General features: G+C 68.6%; 14 protein-coding genes. 3 read left to right on the top strand and 11 right to left on the bottom strand.

Annotation, left to right across the window (positions count from 1 at the left end; all coding sequences use genetic code 11):
- The first annotated feature begins 286 nt into the window (after window positions 1-286).
- Window positions 287-2,668, top strand: coding sequence for a TonB-dependent receptor (locus J5226_RS09840; RefSeq protein WP_215839736.1), 2,382 nt, complete (start codon window positions 287-289; stop codon window positions 2,666-2,668).
- A 198-nt stretch (window positions 2,669-2,866) separates the two neighbouring features.
- Window positions 2,867-4,921 carry an amidohydrolase family protein gene (locus J5226_RS09835; RefSeq protein WP_215839735.1) on the top strand — a complete coding sequence of 685 codons (2,055 nt, stop codon included), beginning with the start codon at window positions 2,867-2,869 and terminating at the stop codon, window positions 4,919-4,921.
- A gap of 173 nt (window positions 4,922-5,094) precedes the next feature.
- On the opposite strand, the gene clpB is transcribed toward J5226_RS09835, so the two are convergent.
- The 7 genes from clpB to rluD all read right to left on the bottom strand — a co-directional run bounded on the left by clpB (window position 5,095) and on the right by rluD (window position 14,114).
- Window positions 5,095-7,680, bottom strand: a complete 2,586-nt coding sequence (gene clpB, locus J5226_RS09830) for an ATP-dependent chaperone ClpB (protein ID WP_215839734.1) — start codon at window positions 7,678-7,680, stop codon at window positions 5,095-5,097.
- Between the two features lie 312 nt (window positions 7,681-7,992).
- Window positions 7,993-8,523, bottom strand: a complete 531-nt coding sequence (gloA, locus tag J5226_RS09825; RefSeq protein WP_215839733.1) for a lactoylglutathione lyase — start codon at window positions 8,521-8,523, stop codon at window positions 7,993-7,995.
- 51 nt (window positions 8,524-8,574) lie between these two features.
- Complete coding sequence (locus tag J5226_RS09820) at window positions 8,575-10,182, bottom strand: hypothetical protein (RefSeq protein ID WP_215839732.1); 1,608 nt, start codon at window positions 10,180-10,182, stop codon at window positions 8,575-8,577.
- Between the two features lie 673 nt (window positions 10,183-10,855).
- Entirely contained in the window at window positions 10,856-11,527 is a 672-nt protein-coding gene (locus tag J5226_RS09815) for a DUF4166 domain-containing protein (RefSeq protein ID WP_215839731.1), read from the bottom strand.
- A gap of 15 nt (window positions 11,528-11,542) precedes the next feature.
- On the bottom strand, window positions 11,543-12,373 hold the full coding sequence (locus J5226_RS09810; protein WP_215839730.1) for a hypothetical protein: 831 nt from the start codon (window positions 12,371-12,373) through the stop codon (window positions 11,543-11,545).
- Complete coding sequence (pgeF, locus tag J5226_RS09805; protein WP_215839729.1) at window positions 12,370-13,143, bottom strand: peptidoglycan editing factor PgeF; 774 nt, start codon at window positions 13,141-13,143, stop codon at window positions 12,370-12,372. The genes J5226_RS09810 and pgeF overlap by 4 nt, the downstream gene beginning before the upstream one ends.
- On the bottom strand, window positions 13,140-14,114 hold the full coding sequence (rluD, locus tag J5226_RS09800; protein ID WP_215839728.1) for a 23S rRNA pseudouridine(1911/1915/1917) synthase RluD: 975 nt from the start codon (window positions 14,112-14,114) through the stop codon (window positions 13,140-13,142). The genes pgeF and rluD overlap by 4 nt, the downstream gene beginning before the upstream one ends.
- Window positions 14,115-14,218: 104 nt before the next feature.
- Here rluD and J5226_RS09795 point away from each other — a divergent pair, with 104 nt between their 5' ends.
- Window positions 14,219-15,136, top strand: coding sequence for an outer membrane protein assembly factor BamD (locus J5226_RS09795; protein ID WP_215839727.1), 918 nt, complete (start codon window positions 14,219-14,221; stop codon window positions 15,134-15,136).
- A gap of 502 nt (window positions 15,137-15,638) precedes the next feature.
- Here J5226_RS09795 and J5226_RS09790 read toward each other — a convergent pair.
- The 4 genes from J5226_RS09790 to sucD form a co-directional block, all read right to left on the bottom strand.
- Entirely contained in the window at window positions 15,639-17,276 is a 1,638-nt protein-coding gene (locus tag J5226_RS09790) for an NAD+ synthase (RefSeq protein WP_215839726.1), read from the bottom strand.
- A gap of 81 nt (window positions 17,277-17,357) precedes the next feature.
- Window positions 17,358-17,654, bottom strand: a complete 297-nt coding sequence (locus J5226_RS09785) for a type II toxin-antitoxin system RelE/ParE family toxin (protein WP_215839725.1) — start codon at window positions 17,652-17,654, stop codon at window positions 17,358-17,360.
- Entirely contained in the window at window positions 17,651-17,941 is a 291-nt protein-coding gene (locus tag J5226_RS09780; RefSeq protein WP_215839724.1) for a CopG family transcriptional regulator, read from the bottom strand. Before J5226_RS09780 ends, J5226_RS09785 begins: the two co-directional genes overlap by 4 nt.
- A gap of 117 nt (window positions 17,942-18,058) precedes the next feature.
- Window positions 18,059-18,934 carry a succinate--CoA ligase subunit alpha gene (sucD, locus tag J5226_RS09775; protein WP_215839723.1) on the bottom strand — a complete coding sequence of 292 codons (876 nt, stop codon included), beginning with the start codon at window positions 18,932-18,934 and terminating at the stop codon, window positions 18,059-18,061.
- Window positions 18,935-18,945: the final 11 nt, after the last annotated feature.

Below are 18,945 nucleotides of genomic sequence, written 5' to 3'. Positions count from 1 at the left end.
GTCACGCCCCGCCATGCTCGCGTCCGGGCCGTCTGCCTGTCGGCCCTTTGCGGGCGATACCCCCATTTTCCGGCCGCCGGCCCGTGCAGCGTCGCGGGTCCGGCGGATTTTTTCGCCCGCCCTCCCCCTCGCCGCTCTCCCGCCTCCCGCCCCAGGGCCGAAAACGAGGCGGCTACCACCTTTTGATTACTTGCGTTAGCCGGTTTCTGGCCGCTTCATTGACCCGGTTGTTATGACCGTGTTAAACCCGAATGACATCGCTGTCAGTCCCCTTGCAGGAGTCTTCATGCACGCCAGCCGCACGCACCGCCTCCGCACCCGCCATCCCCTCGCCCTCGGTCTGCTGATCGCCCTGGCCGCGCCCGCCGCGCTGGCCCAGCAGCCCGCGCCGCAAGCCGACGCCAAGACCCTCGATCAAGTCATCGTCACCGGCACCCGCGTCAGCGACCGCACCGTCGCCGAATCCACCGCGCCGATCGACATCATCACGCCCGAAACCCTGGAAGCCACCGGCACGGTCGAACTCGCCACCGCGCTGGCGCGCGCCCTGCCTTCGCTCAACTTCCCGCGCCCGGCGATCACCGACGGCACCGACGCGGTCCGCCCCGCGCAGCTGCGCGGCCTCGCTCCCGATCAGGTGCTGGTGCTGGTCAACGGCAAGCGCCGCCACACCACCGCGCTGATCAACCTCAACGGCAGCCAGGGCCGCGGCTCTTCGCCGGTCGATCTCAACGCCATTCCCATCGCCGCGATCGAACGCGTGGAAGTGCTGCGCGACGGCGCCTCGGCGCAGTACGGCTCCGACGCCATCGCCGGCGTGGTCAACATCGTGCTCAAGGGCGCCGGCAAAGGCGGCTCGGTGGCCGCGCGCTACGGCCAGTACAGCGCCGGCGATGGCGAGCAATACCAGCTCTCCGGCGATCTCGGCCTGGAAGGCGAACGCGGCTGGCTGCGGCTGGCCGCGCAAGGCGGGCATCAGGACCAGACCAACCGCGCGCGTCCTTACCAGGGCGTGGTCGAACAGCGCTACGGCGATCCGGAAATCGACCAGGGCGCGTTCTCCTACAACGGCCAGTACAAGCCGGCCGATTACCTGACCTTCTATTCCTTCGGCAGCTACAGCGAACGCGACGTGCTGTCCAACGGCTATTTCCGCTTCGCCGCCGACCCGCGCAACATCCCGTCGATCTATCCGAACGGTTTCCTGCCGCAGATCCACAACGTCAGCAAGGACCGTGCCGCGGTGTTCGGCCTGCGCGGCGAAACCGCCGGCGGCACCCAGATCGACCTGAGCTACAACTACGGCCACAACGGCCTGACCTTCGACATCGAGAACACCCTCAACCGCAGCCTCGGCCCGAGCTCGCCGCGCAAGTTCTACGCCGGCGCGCTGGAAGTCACCCAGCACGTGTTGAATCTCGACTTCACCCGCCCGGTGGATTTCGGCTGGAAGTACCCGATCACTTTCGCCTGGGGCGCGGAGTGGCGCGGCGAGGAATTCAGCCAGCGCGCCGGCGAGCCGCTGTCCTACGCCAACGGCGGCGTGCCCGCGTCGAACGGCCAGATCATTCCCGGCGCGCAGGTGTTCTCCGGCTTCCGCGCCAGCGACGCCGGCGAGTTCGACCGCCACAGCTACTCGCTCTACCTCGACGTGGAAGGCGACCTGACCGAGAAGTTCTCCGCCGGCCTCGCCGCGCGCTACGAGAGCTACAGCGATTTCGGCGACACCACCTCGGGCAAGCTGTCGGCGCGCTACGCCTTCACCGACAAGGTCGCGCTGCGCGCCACCGCCTCCACCGGCTTCCGCGCGCCGTCGCTGCAGCAGCAGTACTTCCAGTCCATCGCCACCAACTTCATCAGCGGCGTGCCTTATGAGATCGGCACCTTCCGCGTCGACAACCCGGCCGCGGTGGCGCTGGGCTCGGAGCCGCTGAAGGCCGAGGAATCGACCAACTACAGCCTCGGCCTGGTGCTGCAGCCCGCCGACGGTTTGTACATCACCGTCGACGCGTACCACATCAAGGTCGACGACCGCATTCTGCTGTCGGAGAACCTGACCAGCACCGCGGTGCGCAACTACCTGCAGGCCAACGGCTATCCGGGCATCGGCGGCGGCCGCTACTTCACCAACGCGGTCGATACCAAGACCCAGGGCGTGGACGTGATCGCCACCTACGCCTGGGACGTCGGCAGCGGCAAGCTCAGCACCACCGCCGGCTACAACTACTCCAAGACCGAGATCGAGAACATCGCGCCGAACCCGCCGCGGCTGGCGGCGATCGACCCGGCCGCGGTGCGCATCGGCCGCACCGAGATCGGCCGCATCACCAAGGGCGCGCCGCGCGACAAGTTCTTCCTCAGCGGCGACTGGAAGACCGGCAACTGGAACTTCAACGCCACCGCCACCCGCTACGGCCAGTTCACCGAGCTGCATGCGACCGATCCGCGCCAGGACCAGACCTTCAGCGCGAAGTGGACGCTGGATCTGGCCGCGACCTATCGCCTGAACCAGTGGGACTTCACCGTCGGCGGCGACAACGTGCTCAACGAGTATCCCGACGAATCCAAGCTGGTGCGCGGCACGCGCAACTACCTGCCGTACAACACCGCGTCGCCGTTCGGCTTCAACGGCGCGTTCGCGTATTTGAAGGTCGGCTACAAATGGTGATGCGTTTCGCGGTTTGAACCCGCTGCGCGCGAAGGCCCGGGCATCGTCCCGGGCCTTTTCGCATCCGCGCCGCGCGATTCGCGGATCGACGGCATGACAGTTCCCACTAGCGGCACATTCCCGCGCCGCCAGGATCGGCTATACCTCGCCAGCGCCACCGCGTCCCTCGCTGTCAGCACGCCACCCCGGAGCCCTTCGATGCGCCCGATCGCCTTGCTGTCGCTGTCCCTCGCTCTCTCCGCCGCGCTCGCCGCCCAGGCCGCGCCCGGCACCCGCGACTACGCCGTGTTCATGCAAGGCCGTGCGGCCGGCGAACAGAAAGTCGCCACCGCCGCCGACGGCTCGGTGCAAGTCGATTACCACTACACCGACCGCGGCCGCGGCGACCGCAGCACCACCCGCTGGCGCGCCAACGACGACGGCACCCTGCGCGAATACAGCGGCAGCGGCAACGACTACCTGCTCAATCCCTTCGAGGAGAGCTACCGCGTCGACGGCGCCAAGGCGCAGTGGAAGAACCCGGCCGAACGCGGCGAACGCGAGCTCGCCGCGCCCGCGTTCTTCCTGCCGCTGCAGGCCGCGCCGGAGGCCACCGGCGCGCTCGCGCGCGCCTTGCTCAAGGCGCCTCAACACAAGCTCGCCTTGCTGCCTGCCGGCGAGGCCAGCATCGCCGCGGTCGGCGAGTATCCGATCGCCGGCAAGCGCGGCCCGGTCGCGCTGCGGCTGTACCGCATCGAAGGCCTGGACTTCACCCCGCGCATGGTCTGGCTGCGCGAGGACGGCGAAACCGCGGCGACGATCTTCGCCTCCGGCTGGTTCTCCGTCGTCGACCGCGAATTCGAGGACGCCGCGCCGAAACTGACCGAGCTGCAGGAAACCGCCGCCGCGCAATGGGGCGCCGACTTCGCCAAGCGCCTCACCCACGCGCCGCGAGGCCCGCTGCTGATCCGCAACGCGCGCCTGTTCGATCCGCGCGACCTCAGCGTCAGCGCCGGCACCAGCGTGCTGATCGAGAACGAACGCATCGTGCGCGTCGCGCCCGACGCGCAGATGCGCGCGCCGGCGACCGCGCAAACCCTCGACGCGCGCGGCCGCTTCCTCATGCCCGGCCTGTGGGACGTGCACAAGCACTACAGCGCCACCGAGGACGGCGCGCTCGACATCGCCGCCGGCGTCACCAGCGCGCGCGACATCGCCAACAACTTCGACACCTTCCTGGAGCGCGTCAAACGCTTCGACGCCGGCAGCGAGATCGGCCCGCGCGTGCTGATGGCCGGCTTCATCGACGGCCCCGGCCCCTACGCCGGCCCAACCAAGATGCTGGTGTCCACGCCGGACGAAGCGGTCAAGGCGGTGGATTTCTACGCCGACCGCGGCTACATGCAGATCAAGAGCTACTCCTCGCTCAAACCCGAACTGGTGCCGGTCATCGCCGACCGCGCCCACGCCCGCGGCCTGCGCTACAGCGGCCACGTGCCGGCGTCGATGTCGGCGCGGCAGTTCATCGACGACGGCGCCGACGAGTTGCAGCACCTGCTCTACGTCGAACTCAACTTCATGTACCCGCAAGTGAAGGACACCCAAAGCATGCAGCGGCTGACCGCGGTCGCCGAGCACGCGCACGAGTACCCGCCCGAGGCGCCGAAGGTGCGCGAGTTCATCGATTACCTCAAGCGTCACCGCACCGTGCTCGATCCGACCATGGCGCTGGCCGAGGATCTGTTCGGCGGCGACCCCGCCGACAAGACGCCGCCCGGCCTGCGCGGCGTGGCCGAGCGGCTGCCGCCGCAGGCGCGGCGCAACCTCAGCTGGGGCGCGCTGAAGCCGCCGCACGGACAGGAAGCGGCCTACCGACAGGCGTTCCCGAGCATGCTCAAACTGCTCAAGTCGTTGCACGACGCCGGCATCACCCTCCTGCCGGGCACCGACGCGATGTCCGGCTACATGCTGCACGCCGAACTGGAAACCTACGCGCGCGCCGGCATCCCCAACGCCGAAGTGCTGCGGCTGGCGACGCTGACGCCGGCGCAGGTGCTCGGCGTGGACAAGGACCGCGGCTACATCGCGCCGGGCAAGTACGCCGACCTGGTCTTGATCGACGGCGATCCGACCAAAGACATGCGCGACATCCGCAAGGTCGATGCGGTGTTCAAGGGCGGGCTGCGGTTCGATCCGGGCGAGATCGAACAGGCGCTCGGGATCGTGCCGCGTAAGGCGCCGGAGGTGGCGGTGGCGGTGGCTGGCGGAGAGTGACGCCGGGGTTTGTGGTTCGCGGTCGCGGCTTGCGCCGCTCCTACAGGTAGCCCAGGGGCGATCCGAAGCCTTTCGCGACCGCGACACCGCAACCACCGCGCCCCACCCTACCCCCGCACACAAAAACGGCCCGCATCGCGGGCCGTTTTCGCTTGCCTGGAATCCGCCGCGGCTTACACCTTGCGGAACACCAAATGCCCACCCTCGGCCTCGACCTGGATCGTATCGCCGTTGACGAACTCGCCGCCGAGGATCTTCTGCGCCAGCGGATTCTCGATCTGCTGCTGCACCGCGCGCTTGAGCGGCCGCGCGCCGTACACCGGGTCGAAGCCGACGTTGCCGATCAAGGTCAGCGCCGAATCGCTCAGCGACAGCTTCAGGCCGCGCTCGAGCAGACGCTTCTCCAAACCGTGCAGCTGGATCTTGGCGATCTCGCGGATCTGGCTCTTCTCCAGCGGGTGGAACACCACGATGTCGTCGAGCCGGTTGATGAACTCCGGGCGGAAGTGGGTCTGCACCACGCCCATCACCGCGGTCTTCATCTGCGTGTAGGCGTCCGGCGAGGCGTCGTGGCTGAACTCCTGGATCAACTGCGAACCCAGGTTCGAGGTCATCACGATCACCGTGTTGCGGAAGTCCACGGTGCGGCCCTGGCCGTCGGTGAGGCGGCCGTCGTCGAGCACCTGCAGCAGGATGTTGAACACGTCCGGGTGCGCCTTCTCGACTTCGTCGAGCAGGATCACGCTGTAAGGACGGCGACGCACCGCCTCGGTGAGATAACCGCCCTCTTCATAGCCGACATAGCCCGGAGGCGCGCCGACCAGACGGCTGACCGCGTGCTTCTCCATGAACTCGCTCATGTCGATGCGCACCATCGCGTCGGACGAATCGAACAGGAACTCGGCCAGCGCCTTGCACAGCTCGGTCTTGCCCACGCCGGTCGGGCCGAGGAACAGGAACGAGCCGCTGGGACGGTTGGGATCGGACAGGCCCGCGCGCGAACGCCGCACCGCGTCGGACACCACGCGCACCGCCTCGTCCTGGCCGACCACGCGCGCGTGCAGCACCTGCTCCATCTTCAGCAGCTTGTCGCGCTCGCCTTCGAGCATCTTCGCCACCGGGATGCCGGTCCAACGCGCGACGACCTCGGCGATCTCCTCGGCGGTGACCTTGTCCTGCAGCAGCTTGAAGCCCTGGGTTTCGGCTTCCTGCGCGGCCTTGAGCTGCTTTTCCAGCTCCGGCAGCTTGCCGTACTGGATTTCGCTCATGCGGCCGAAGTCTTGCGTGCGCTGCGCGGCTTCCAGATCGAGCTTGGCCTGCTCGATCTGCTCCTTGATCTTGGTCGCGCCCTGCAAGGTCGCCTTCTCGGCCTTCCACACCTCTTCCAGGTCGTTGAACTCGCGCTCCAGGACGGCGATCTCGGCTTCAAGATCGGCCAGGCGCTGCTTGGATTCGGCGTCCTTCTCCTTCTTCAGCGCCTCGCGCTGGATCTTGAGCTGGATCAGCCGGCGCTCCTTGCGGTCGAGCTCTTCCGGCTTGGAATCGATCTCCATGCGGATGCGCGACGCCGCCTCGTCCATCAGATCGATGGCCTTGTCGGGCAATTGGCGGTCGGCGATGTAGCGGTGCGAGAGCGTGGCCGCGGCGACGATGGCCGGGTCAGTGATCTCCACGCCGTGGTGCACGGCGTAGCGCTCCTTGAGCCCGCGCAGGATCGCGATGGTGTCCTCGACCGTCGGCTCGCCGACGAACACTTTCTGGAAGCGGCGCTCCAGCGCGGCGTCCTTCTCCACGTACTTGCGGTATTCGTCGAGCGTGGTCGCGCCGATGCAGTGCAGCTCGCCGCGCGCGAGCGCCGGCTTGAGCATGTTGCCCGCGTCCATCGCGCCCTCGGCCTTGCCGGCGCCGACCATGGTGTGCAGTTCGTCGATGAACAAGATCACCTGACCTTCGTTCTTCGACAGATCGTTCAGCACGGCCTTCAAGCGCTCCTCGAACTCGCCGCGGAACTTGGCGCCGGCGATCAGCGCGCCCATGTCGAGCGAGAGCACGCGCTTGCCGCGCAGGCCTTCGGGCACCTCGTTGTTGACGATGCGCTGGGCCAAGCCTTCGACGATCGCGGTCTTGCCCACGCCGGGTTCGCCGATCAGCACCGGGTTGTTCTTGGTCCGGCGCTGCAGCACCTGGATGGTGCGGCGGATCTCTTCGTCGCGGCCGACCACCGGATCGAGCTTGCCGTTCTCGGCGCGCGCGGTCAGGTCGATGCAGTATTTTTCCAGCGCTTGCCGCTGGTCTTCGGCGTTTTCCGATTGCACGCTCTCGCCTCCGCGCAGTTTGTCGATGGCCGTCTCGAGCTTGGCCTTGGTCGCGCCCGCGGCCTTGAGCGTGCGGCCGGCGTCGCCGCCGTCGTCGAGCGCGGCGAGCAGGAACAGTTCGCTGGCGATGAAGGCGTCGTTGCGCTGCTGCGCCAGTTTGTCGGTGACGTTGAGCAGGCGCGCCAGATCGTTGCCGATCGACACATTGCCGGCCTGCCCGCTGACCTTGGGCAGCTTTTCCAGCGCCTCGCCCAGGCGTTCGCGCAGCAGCGGCACGTTGACGCCGGACTGGGCCAGCAAGGGGCGCGTGCTGCCGCCGCTCTGGTCGAGCAAGGCGGTCAGCAGGTGCGCGGGTTCGATCACGCTGTGGTCGCGTCCGACCGCCAGCGATTGCGCGTCCTGCAAAGCCTGCTGGAAGCGCGAGGTCAGCTTGTCCATCCGCATGGAGGGTTCTCCGAAAGATAGGTGGCGGCTGGGACGCGAGTGTCGCGCGCGGGCCGCGAATGACCTGTTAATGCGGGCTTTGGCGGGGGTTTCAAGGTTGGAGGAGACGCGGGAGTGGGAAGCGGGGAATAGGGAAGCGGGGATAGAGAAGCGGGAATGGGGAATGGGGGGCGGGGTTTTCGCGGCGAGTTCGGCGGTGGCGCGGCGGATGCGTTCGCGGGCTCCAAAAAGACGATCCCCCGGGTCGCGGATGCGGCCCGGGGGATCGGGGAATAGCGGCGCGACGGTGGCGGGCCGTCGCGTCTGGATGGCTTACACCCGCGACGTCGGCTGCAGGATTTCGACCCAATAGCCATCCGGGTCCTTGATGAAGGCGATGTCCTTCATCCGCCCGTCGGTCAGCCGCTTCTGGAACGCCACGCCGAGCTGCTCGAAGCGCGCGCAGGCCGCTTCCACGTCCGGCACCGACACGCAGATGTGGCCGAAGCCGCGCGGGTCGCTGTTGCCGTGGTGGTAGGCGAAATCCGCGTCGTTCTCGGTGCCGTGGTTGTGGGTGAGTTCGAGCACGCCGCGCTGGCTCAGCAGCCATTCGCCGCGCGCCGGCTCCTCGGCCGGAATCTGCGCCGGGTCGTTCACCAGCACCAGGAAGTACAGGCTGAATTGCGCCTCCGCGAAATCGCGCTTGCGCACCAAGGTGAAGCCGAGCACGCGGGTGTAGAAATCCAGCGAGGCCTGCGGATCCTTGATCCGCAGCATGGTGTGGTTGAACACGAAGTCGCGGGTCGCGGCTTCGGGTTGCGCGGTCACGCCGGGCACGGCGTTGAGTTCGTTCTGCAGGGACATGGCGTGGGCCGGTGGGTGGGCTTATCGATCTGGGGCCGCGGGCGCGGGCTCTCAAGCCGGCGCCGGCGGTTCGACCGGATCGCGCTGCAGCGACAGCAGGATCAGCAAGACCGCCAGCCCGATATAGGCGCCGATGAACTGCCAGGCTATGGTCTTCTGCAGCCCTTCCAGCGCCCACGGCAGGTACACGCCGCCGCGCGGGTCGACCGAATGGATGATGCCGAACAGCGCCAGCCCCGCGCCGCCGAGCAGGAAGGCCGCGGCGCGGCGCAGGCGGCCGTCGACCATCGAGGCCACCGCCGAGGTCCAGATCATCGAGGTCATGATGAAGCCGTTGCCCAGGGTCACGATCACCGCCAGTTCGGGCAGGCCGTGGCCGTCGAGCAGGCCGGTCAGTTCGGCGTGGCGGGCCGGGTCGATCCAGCTCGGATTGCCGGTCTTGATCGAGAGCATGTACGCCACCGGCGGCAGGAAGCCGAACACCATCGCGGTGGCGTGCTTGGCCGGGGTGGCCTGGAACGCCTGTGTGGTGATGTCGAGCGCGACGTAGACGATGATCGGCGCCAGCACCGCCAGCGGCAGCCACTGCACCAAGCCCGAGACGAGGCCGAGCATGCCGCCCAGGCCGATGAACAAGCCGGTCAACAAGGTGTAGCCGCTGCGCGCGCCCATGTGCTTGTACGCGGGCTGGCCGATGTAGGGCGTGGTCTGGGCGACGCCGCCGACGAAGCCGGCGACCAAGGTCGAGAACGCCTCGGCCAGCAGGATGTCGCGGGTGCGGTAATCGTCGCCGGCCGCGCGCGCGCTTTCGCTGACGTTGATGCCGCCGACCACCATCAGCAAGCCGAACGGCAGCAGCAGCTGCAGGTACGGCAGCGTGTACGGCAGGCCTTCGATGAAGCCGAGCGTGGGCAGCGGCAACACGGGGCGCAGAGGCTGCGGCTCTGGCCAACCGAAGCCCGGAGCTCCCAACCCAACCGCCCCGAAGCCGTAGAACAACACCGTCCCAAACACGAACGCGACGAACACGCCCGGCAACTTCACCGGCAACTTGCCCTTCGCGACCAGCACGTACAGCAACAACCCGAGCGTCATGAACCCGACCAGCGGCGAACGCAAGGTTTCGATCAGCGGCAAGAAGCCCATCAGCACCAGCGCGGTGCCGGCGATCGAGCCAAGCAGGCCGGCGCGCGGAATCAGGCGGCTGACCGCGTCGCCGATGAACGACAGCGCGAACTTCAGCGCGCCCATCACGATCAGCGCGGCCATGCCGAGCTTCCAGGTGGCGTCGGCGGCGGCCATTTCGTCCATGCCGCCTTGCTTGAAGCCGACGAAGGCCGGGCCGAGCACCAGCAAGGCCATGCCGATGCTGGTCGGCGCGTCCAGGCCGAGCGGCATCGCGGTGACATCGTCGCGGCCGCTGCGCGCGGCCAGGCGGCGCGCCATCCAGGTGTAGATCAGATTGCCGACCAGCACGCCGAACGCGGTGCCGGGAAACATGCGGGTGTAGATGACTTCGGCCGGGAAACCGAAGATGCCGATCAGCGCGGCGGCGATGAAGCCGAGGATCGAGAGGTTGTCGACGACGAGGCCGAAGAAGCCGTTGAGGTCGCCGGGGACGAACCACGAGCGCTGCAGTTTCTTCAATTCGGTGTTCACCGTCCGCGTCCCCCGTCCGCCAACCCAACCACGACGGCACCCGCCGCCGAGAAACCAAGACGCGGCGTTCCCCAAACGGCAGGACGCGGCGCGCCCCAAACTGCGCGACGCGGCGCTTCCCACACTGGATGTTCAAAGCTCATGGACGGTACTCGAAACGCGGGAGGGACGCTTCCATGCCGGGCGAGTCGGCGATCCGTTCGCAAGCGCGAGTGTGCCGCCAATCGGCGGCGTTGGGGCGATTTCGGGGCCGGCCGGGCGGCGGATGCGTTATCGGCTCATGCCGACCGCGACGACGATGCTCCGCCGCCGCCAACCGAAGCTGCGAAATTCGCCACCACCACCCCAGGCCACGCAATCGCCCCCTAGCCGACATCGCGGCCCCTCAACGCCGTCATTCCGGCGAAAGCCGGAATCCATTTTGATCTTGCTCCTACGCTCGCGCGAAGCGGCCAATGGAAGCAACGGCAAAATGGATTCCGGCTTTCGCCGGAATGACGGTGTTGGGGCAACGAATGACGGCGTGGGACGACGAATGAGCGCGCGGGCGGCGAATGACGATGAGGAGATCGCGAACGACCGTGTCAGGAGGGTGAACGAAGGAAGCGCGACGGCTCAAACGTCGAAACGCGACAACGGCGGAGACGGAACAGCAAAACCGCGAAACGCCGACCTACTCCGCCACTTCCAACCACCCGCGATACCGCACCAACAACCCCACCACCGGCAACTGCGCGCCGACCTCGAAGTGATACCGCCCGTCGCGCTCGAACTCGCGCGCGCGCATCCCCGAGAACCAACTCGCCGGCAGCGGCACGCCGAGCAGGCGCACCCGCACCAAACGCCACGACAGGCCCGGATCGTCCGGCCCGTGCATTGGCGTCGCGAGCGGCATCACCGGCGAGGACACGGTCACCGAGGCGCCGTTGTCCAACGGCAACGTGCCCGAGGCCGCGGCGTCGGCGATCTCGCCGTCCAGATCCAGGACGAAGGCGAAACGCATCGGCCACAACCGCTCCAGCACCAGCCCGTCGCGCTCGATCAGGCGCGAACGCATCGTCGATTTGCCGAAGCGGCGGGTCCAGGTTTCGCCGCGCGGGCCGGCGTCGATCTCGACTTCGATCGGCCCGTTGTGCGCCTTGGGCAACCGCGCCACCCGCGCCATCAAGCCGGCGATCAGCCCATGGCCGCGCTCGACCTGCCCTTCGCCGACATAACGCTGACGGCCGGCGCGGCCGTGCACCTGCCGCAGCGTGCGCGGCAGGAACACGAAGCGCACGCCGAGCGCGCGCGGGTACAAGCCTTCGCGGGCGCCCAGGCGCTCGGCGTCGCGCGAACTTTTCACTGCGCTCGCGCTCATTTACAGCGCACGCAGCGCGGACGGCACGACGTAGCGCTGGCCGTCGAAGGGCAGACGGTCGCTGCTCTTTCGCTTGGGCGCGGAGATGTCTTCGCAGTCGTCGTTGCGCGACGAATTGCGGCGCGCCTGCGACACCGAGTTGACCAGCAGGCCGGCAAATCCATGATCGCGCTTGGCGTCGATGGCGACGGTGCGCTGCACGGTCTCGAACTCGCCCGCGCAATTGCCGTCCCATTCGCCGCGGTCGAGCGCGACCTCCAGATTGCTCAGCACCGGCCGCAGCTTCGCGCCGTCGCCGACGTAGAGCGCCAGCACCGTGCTTTCGTAAGGATTGACCCGCGAGGAACCGCTGTAGGTCACGCGCACGCCGAACGCGGTGGTCTTGTCGTCCAGGCGATAGCGCGCGGTGTCCAGAGTCACCGAGGAAATCCGCACCGCGTCGGAGGTCAGCGCGTCGTTCTCGCGGTAGCGCTGCAGGATGCGCGGCTTGGCCGAATCGGCGACCAGCACTTCCAGATCGGCGACATCGACCTCGCCGCTGGCCTGATCGTGGCGCAGGCGCACCGCCAACAAGGTCTTGTCCGGCGACGCCGGCCAGACCTTGCAGGCCACGTCGTCGAGCTTGATCCAGCGCTGCGGCGAGCCGGCGGTGCGCAGGAATTCGCCGTCGTCGCCGGTTTCGCTCTGCGCGCCGGGATAGGCGGCGAGCAGCAGGTCGTAGCTGCGTTCGCCGCAGCCGTCGCCGGCGCGCGCGTCGAAGGAAACGGCGCCGCAAGCCGCGGCGAGGCAGAGCGAAAGGAACAGGGCCGTCCGTTGGACCGAGTGCGTCATCGTTGCATCCAGATGAGAGTCGCCATGCGTCCGGTGCGGCGGTCGCGGCGGTGGGAATAGAAACGGTCGGGCTCCGAAATCGTGCACAGCCCGCCGCCGTGGATATGATCGGCGCGCACTCCGGCGCGCGCCAGACGCTGCCGCGCCAGAGCGTAGAGATCGACCCGCCAATGGCCGGGCTTGGTCGCGACGAACGCGGTTTCGGCGGCGGCGTCGACGGCAAGGAAGGCCTCGCGCACCTCGGCGCCGATTTCGTAGCGCTGCGGCCCCGCGGCCGGGCCGAGCCAGGCGCGCAGGCGCGCGGGTTCGCTGCGCATCGCCGCGACCGTGGCTTCGAGCATGCCGTCGGCGAGCCCGCGCCAGCCGGCGTGGGCGCCGCCGATTTCGCCGCCGTCTTCGGCCGCGAACAGCACCGGCAGGCAGTCGGCGGTGAGGATCGCCAGCACCGTGCCCGGGGTGGAAGTCACCGCGGCGTCGCCCTCCGGTTCGCCGGCCGGCGCGTCGCCGTCGAAGCGGACCACGCCGACGCCGTGCACCTGATGCAGCCAACGCGGCGGCGACGGCAGCGCGGCGGCCTGCGCGAGCAGTTCGCGGTTGCGCAGCACCGCGGCCGGTTCGTCGCGCTGCTCGCCGTAGAGCGTGCCCAGGTTGAGCGAGTCGAACGGCGCCTGCGACACGCCCAGGCCGCGACGCACCGTGGTGAAGCCGCGCACGCCCGGCGGCGCCGGCCAGTCGGCTTCGATCCAGGGGGCCGCAGCGCCCTCGCTCATCGCCCGGCCTCGGCCGCGGCGCGCGAATCCTCGCGCAGTTCGGCGATCAGCTGCAGCATGTCGGCCGGCACCGGCGCGGTGCAGCGCACCGGTTCGCCGCTGACCGGATGGACGAATTCCAACGTCTCGGCGTGCAGCGCCTGACGCTTGAAGCCGCGCAGGGTCTCCACCAGCGAATCGCTCGCGCCCTTGGGCAGCTTGAGCGGGCCGCCGTACAGCGGGTCGCCGACGATGGGGTGCTTGAGGTGCTGCATGTGCACGCGGATCTGGTGGGTGCGCCCGGTTTCCAGGCGGCATTCCAGCAAGGTGTGGGCGCGGAAGCGCTCGCGCAGGCGGTAGTGGGTGACCGCGTCGCGGCCGTCCTCGCGCACGGCCATGCGCAGGCGGTCGCGCGGGTGGCGGTCGATCGCGGCGTTGGCGGTGCCGCCGGAGACCAGCGCGCCGACCACCACGGCCAGGTACTGGCGGTGGACTTCGCGCGCGGACAGCTGATCGACCAGCGAGGTGTGCGCCGGCAGGGTCCGCGCCACCACCATGACCCCGGAGGTGTCCTTGTCCAGGCGATGGACGATGCCGGCGCGCGGCAGCGCGGCCAGCGACGGGTCGCGGTGCAGCAGGGCGTTGACCAGGGTGCCGGCCGGGTTGCCGGCGCCGGGGTGGACGACCAGCCCGGCGGGCTTGTCGAGCACGATCACCTCGGCGTCCTCGTACAGCACGTCCAGGGCGATGTCCTCGGCCACGGCGTGGGTCTGGGTATCCAGGACCACGTTCAATTCGACGGATTCGCCGCCCTGGACCGGGTCGCGCGGGCGCGCCTCGCGGCCGTTCAGGCGGGCGTCGCCGGATTTGATCCAGGCGGCCAGCCGCGAGCGCGAGTAATCGGGGAACAGTTCGGCCAGGACGGCGTCGAAACGGCGGCCGGCGGCGGCGTCGGGGACGGTCGCGGTCAGGGTCTGGCGGGAGTCGGTCATTGCGGCGTCGGCACTGATGAGGGAAGACGGGTCCGGTTAAGGGCTCGGACCCGCGGACTGCTATTATCGGCTCTTCGTGCCTCCGGCGCCTGTCGATGCCTGCCATGACCGATCGTTCCACCCCGTCCCGCGCCGTCCTGCGCCTGGTGTCCCTGCTGCTGATCGTGGCCGTAGCCGGCACCGGCTGCACGCGGGTCGGCAAGATGTTCAAGAAGAACAAGGACAGCGACGAAGGCCAGCCGGTCGAGGCGATCTATCAGAAAGCCCACAAGTCGATGACCAACGGCAACTGGGCCTCGGCCGAGGTCAGCTTCCGCCGCCTCGTCGCCCAGTACCCGTACGGCCCGTACACCGAGCAGGCGCTGATCGAAACGGCTTACGCCCAGTACAAGTCCGGCAAGCACGACGACGCGGTCAGCAGCATCGACCGCTTCATCCGCACCTACCCGACCCACCGCAACATCGCCTATCTGTATTACCTGCGCGGTCTGGTCAACTCCAGCCGCGACACGGTGTTCCTGCAGAAGGTCTGGCGCCTGGACGTGAGCCGCCGCGATCTGGCCACGCCGATGCAGGCCTACAACGACTTCCAGATCGTGGTCGAGCGCTACCCGAACAGCCGCTACGCCGAGGACGCGCGCAAGCGCATGATCGTGCTGCGCGACACCTTCGCCCGCCACGAGCTCGACGTGTCGCTGTACTACCTGCGCCGCACCGCCTACGTCGCCGCGGCCGACCGCGCCAAGTTCCTGTTGGAAACCTACCCGCAGAGCCGCTACCAGTACGACGCCATCGCCGTGCTGTTGCGTTCCTACGAAGGCCTGGACAACCAGAACCTGGCCGCCGACGCCAAGCGCGTGCTGCAGCAGAACGACCCGAACCACCCGGCGCTGACCGGCGAATGGCCGGACTACCCGAGCAACCTGCGCAAGCTCAACCCGTTCGCGGGCGAGAAGTCGGCGGTGGACAACCGCGACAAGCTCGAAGCCAAGCGCGCCGAACAGGCGGGCAAGGGGCAGTAAGCTCCCTGCCCTCGCCGCACGAAAAACGCCGCCCCAGGGCGGCGTTTTTCGTTTGCGGCGGTGCGTCCGAACTCGCCGGCTGCGTCGTGGCCGCAACGCTGCCCAAGAAAGCCACCCCGCTTTCGCCGCGACGCGTCCGAAGCTACCTGTAGGAGCGGCGCGAGCCGCGACCGCGACACCGCAACTACGGCGCAACCGGGAACGTGCGCGGTGCGGCGGCGACCGGGCTTCGCAACGCCCGGCAGCGTATATCGCTTGCGACAGAGCAGCCGAAGCCCGCTTGTAGGAGCGGCGCAACCGGGAGCGTGCGCGGCGTAGCGGCGGCCGGGCTTCGGGGTGTGGCGTGGGATTTATCGCTTCGGTTGGATCGCGGCTTACGCCGCTCCTGCACGCGAACGCCCGGCGCGGCTGCGACGATGCCGCTCGCTCTGGGTTGCGCCGTAGCGGCGATGTCGCGGTCGCGGCTTACGCCGCTCCTACAGGCCGAGCCCCGGCATCGGCCTCAGCCGGAATAACGGTTGGTGATCGGATAGCGCCGCTCGCGCCCGAACGCGCGCCGCGAGACCTTCGGCCCCGGCGCGGCCTGATGCCGCTTCCACTCGCTGATCCGCACCAGCTTGAGCACGCGGTCGACCGTGGCCGGATCGAAGCCGGCGCGCACGATTTCGTCGCGCGACTGCTCCTGATCGACGTAGCGCAGCAAGATCGCGTCGAGCACGTCGTACGGCGGCAACGAATCCTGGTCCTTCTGGTTCTCGCGCAGTTCCGCCGACGGCGGGCGGTCGATCACCGCCCACGGAATCACCGGCGAACCGGCCACCGCGTTGCGCCAGCGCGCCAGCGCGAACACCTCGGTCTTGTACAGATCCTTGATCGGCGCGTAGCCGCCGCACATGTCGCCGTAGATGGTGGCGTAGCCGACCGCGTACTCGCTCTTGTTGCCGGTGGTCAGCAGCAGGCCGCCGAACTTGTTGCTCATCGCCATCATCAGCGCGCCGCGGGTGCGCGATTGCAAATTCTCTTCGGTCACGTCGACCGGCTTGCCGTCGAACGCCTCGGCCAAGGTGTCGAGAAAGCCCTGGAACGGCTTTTCGATCGGCAGCGCCAGCAGACGCACGCCCTGGCTCGCGCACTGCTCGGCGGCCAAGTCGTTGGACAGGTCGGCGGTGTAGCGAGAAGGCATGCGCACCGCGACGACGTTCTCCGGCCCCAGCGCATCGACCGCGATGGCCATGACCACCGAGGAATCGATGCCGCCCGACAGGCCCAGCCAGACCTTGTCGAAACCGTTCTTGCGGCAGTAGTCGCGGGTGCCGCGCACCACCGCCCGCCACGCCAGCGCGTCGCGGCTTTCCTCGTGTTCGACCGGCCACGACACCGGCGCGAAGCGGCGGCTCGCGTCGTCGTAATCGGCGACCAACCAGTGATCCTCGAACGCCGCCGCAGCCGCGTGCACCTGACCGTCGCCGTCGGCCAACACCGAGGCGCCGTCGAACACCAGCGCGTCCTGGCCGCCGACCACGTTGAGATAGGCCAGCGCCACGCCGGTCTCGCGCGCGCGCAAGTCCAGCAGCGCGTCGCGCTGCGCGTGCTTGTCGCGCTCGAACGGCGAGGCGTTGGGTACCAGCACGAGACTCGCGCCGGCCTGCGCCGTCGCCGCCAGCGGCTCGGCGAACCACAGGTCTTCGCAGATCACCACGCCGACCTGCACGCCCTTGACCTCGAACACCACCGCTTCGCCGTCGGGATCGACATCGAAGTAACGGCGCTCGTCGAACACCGCGTAATTGGGCAGCTCGCGCTTGCGGTAAGTCGCCTCGACCCGCCCGCCGCGCAACACGCTGGCGGCGTTGTAGACGACCGCCCCGGCCGCCTGCGGCCAACCGACCACGGCGACGATGCCGTGCGCGGCCGCCGCCACGCGTTCCAGCGCGGCCTCGCAATCGGCGAGGAAGCCCGGGCGCAGCAGCAAGTCTTCGGGCGGGTAGCCGCTGATCGCCAGTTCCGGGAACAGCACCACGTCGGCGCCGTATTCGTCGCGCGCTTGCGCGATCAGCGCGCACATGCGCTCGGCGTTTTGGGTTACGGCGCCCACGGGGAAATCGAACTGGGCAAGGGCGATGCGCAGCGGAGCGGACATGCGGGACTCGACGTTCACAAGGGGAAAATGGAAAGCCGGCGCGAACCGCGTGGTCCGCGCCGGATCGGAAACTCGCTACGCTCAGGGCGGCGCATAACCTGCTTCGCGCTGGGCCCGGATCGCCAGGATCAGGACAGTATCGAACTCGCTGAGGTAGCGGTACAGCGCCACATAACCGCTGGCGTCGCGGCCGACGACCAACTCGCGCAGCTGCGCTTCGGCCGGCCGGCCGATCAGCGGATTATCGGCCAGCACGTCCACCGCGTGCAGGATGCCGTCGATGCGCTGCTCGCGCCCTGCCGCATCGTGGCGGTCGAGATGATCGAGAATGCGGGCGAAGTCCTCGGCCACGGCCGGCGCCAGGACGATTCGGGTCACGGCTCGCGCCCGAAGGGCTTCTTCGCCGGCGCTTGCGCGGCTTCGCCGCGCGCGCGGCGGCCGAGGTAGTCGCGCATCTCGCCCCACGCCAAGACCTGCCCGTCGGCGACGAAGCTGCGCCAGCGCGCCTGCGCCTCGTCCAGGAATTGCGCGCGGCGCTCGGCCTCGCCGACTTTTTCCTCGAGCGCGCCGAGGATGAAGCCGTGCGGCGTGGTGCCGGCACGTTCGGCGGCGTCGGCGATGCGCGATTTGAGTTCGTCGCTGAGGCGGATGGTGGTGGTCGACACGGCGTCTCCGCAGGGTGGGCCGGACGCCACTGTAGCACCTCTGTGACACACAACGAAAAAGCCGCCCGAAGGCGGCTTTTTCGTAACTTCGGGCCCAAACCTACGGCCCGGTGCCGCTTACTTGGCCAAACGCTTAGCGATCGCCGCGCCCAAGTCGCCCGGCGACTTGACCGTGGTGACGCCGGCCTTTTCCATCGCCGCGAACTTGCCTTCGGCCGTGCCCGAACCGCCCGAGGCGATCGCGCCGGCGTGGCCCATGCGCTTGCCCTTCGGCGCCGAGGCGCCGGCGATGAAGCCGACCACCGGCTTGGTCACGTACTGGGCGATGAACTCGGCCGCTTCTTCCTCGGCCGAACCGCCGATTTCGCCGACCATGATGATGCCTTCGGTCTGCGGGTCGTCCTGGAACCACTTCAGCGCGTCGATGAAGTTGGTGCCGTTGATCGGGTCGCCGCCGATGCCGATGCAGGTCGACTGGCCCAGGCCCACGTCGGTGGTCTGCTTGACCGCTTCATAGGTCAGCGTGCCCGAGCGCGAGACGATGCCGATCTTGCCCGGCTTGTGGATGTGGCCCGGCATGATGCCGATCTTGCACTCGCCCGGGGTGATCACGCCGGGGCAGTTCGGACCGACCAGGACCACGTCGTCGTAGCCGTTGAGGGTGTTCTTGACCCGCAACATGTCCAGCACCGGGATGCCTTCGGTGATGCACACGATGACCTTGATGCCGGCGTCGGCCGCTTCCAGGATCGCGTCGGCCGCGAACGGCGGCGGCACGTAGATGACCGAGGCGTCGGCGCCGGTCTCTTCGACGGCGTCGCGCACGGTGTTGAAGACCGGCAGGCCCAGGTGCTGAGTGCCGCCCTTGCCCGGGGTCACGCCGCCGACGACCTTGGTGCCGTACTCGAGCATCTGCTCGGCGTGGAAGGTGCCCTGCGAGCCGGTGAAGCCCTGCACGATCACCTTGGTGTTCTTGTTGATCAAAACGGACATGTCATCGGCCC

Source organism: Lysobacter sp. K5869, assembly GCF_018847975.1.
Taxonomy (GTDB): domain Bacteria; phylum Pseudomonadota; class Gammaproteobacteria; order Xanthomonadales; family Xanthomonadaceae; genus Lysobacter.
Note: the sequence above shows the minus strand (reverse complement) of the source record. Positions and strands in the feature narration are given on the sequence as shown.

What these genes read in the sequence shown, in the direction of transcription:
- J5226_RS09840 (WP_215839736.1), top strand. Translation starts at nt 287, where the DNA reads ATGCACGCCAGCCGCACGCACCGCCTCCGCACCCGCCATCCCCTCGCC.
- J5226_RS09835 (WP_215839735.1), top strand. Translation starts at nt 2,867, where the DNA reads ATGCGCCCGATCGCCTTGCTGTCGCTGTCCCTCGCTCTCTCCGCCGCG.
- clpB (WP_215839734.1), bottom strand. Translation starts at nt 7,680, where the DNA reads ATGCGGATGGACAAGCTGACCTCGCGCTTCCAGCAGGCTTTGCAGGAC.
- gloA (WP_215839733.1), bottom strand. Translation starts at nt 8,523, where the DNA reads ATGTCCCTGCAGAACGAACTCAACGCCGTGCCCGGCGTGACCGCGCAA.
- J5226_RS09810 (WP_215839730.1), bottom strand. Translation starts at nt 12,373, where the DNA reads ATGACGCACTCGGTCCAACGGACGGCCCTGTTCCTTTCGCTCTGCCTC.
- pgeF (WP_215839729.1), bottom strand. Translation starts at nt 13,143, where the DNA reads ATGAGCGAGGGCGCTGCGGCCCCCTGGATCGAAGCCGACTGGCCGGCG.
- rluD (WP_215839728.1), bottom strand. Translation starts at nt 14,114, where the DNA reads ATGACCGACTCCCGCCAGACCCTGACCGCGACCGTCCCCGACGCCGCC.
- J5226_RS09795 (WP_215839727.1), top strand. Translation starts at nt 14,219, where the DNA reads ATGACCGATCGTTCCACCCCGTCCCGCGCCGTCCTGCGCCTGGTGTCC.
- J5226_RS09790 (WP_215839726.1), bottom strand. Translation starts at nt 17,276, where the DNA reads ATGTCCGCTCCGCTGCGCATCGCCCTTGCCCAGTTCGATTTCCCCGTG.
- sucD (WP_215839723.1), bottom strand. Translation starts at nt 18,934, where the DNA reads ATGTCCGTTTTGATCAACAAGAACACCAAGGTGATCGTGCAGGGCTTC.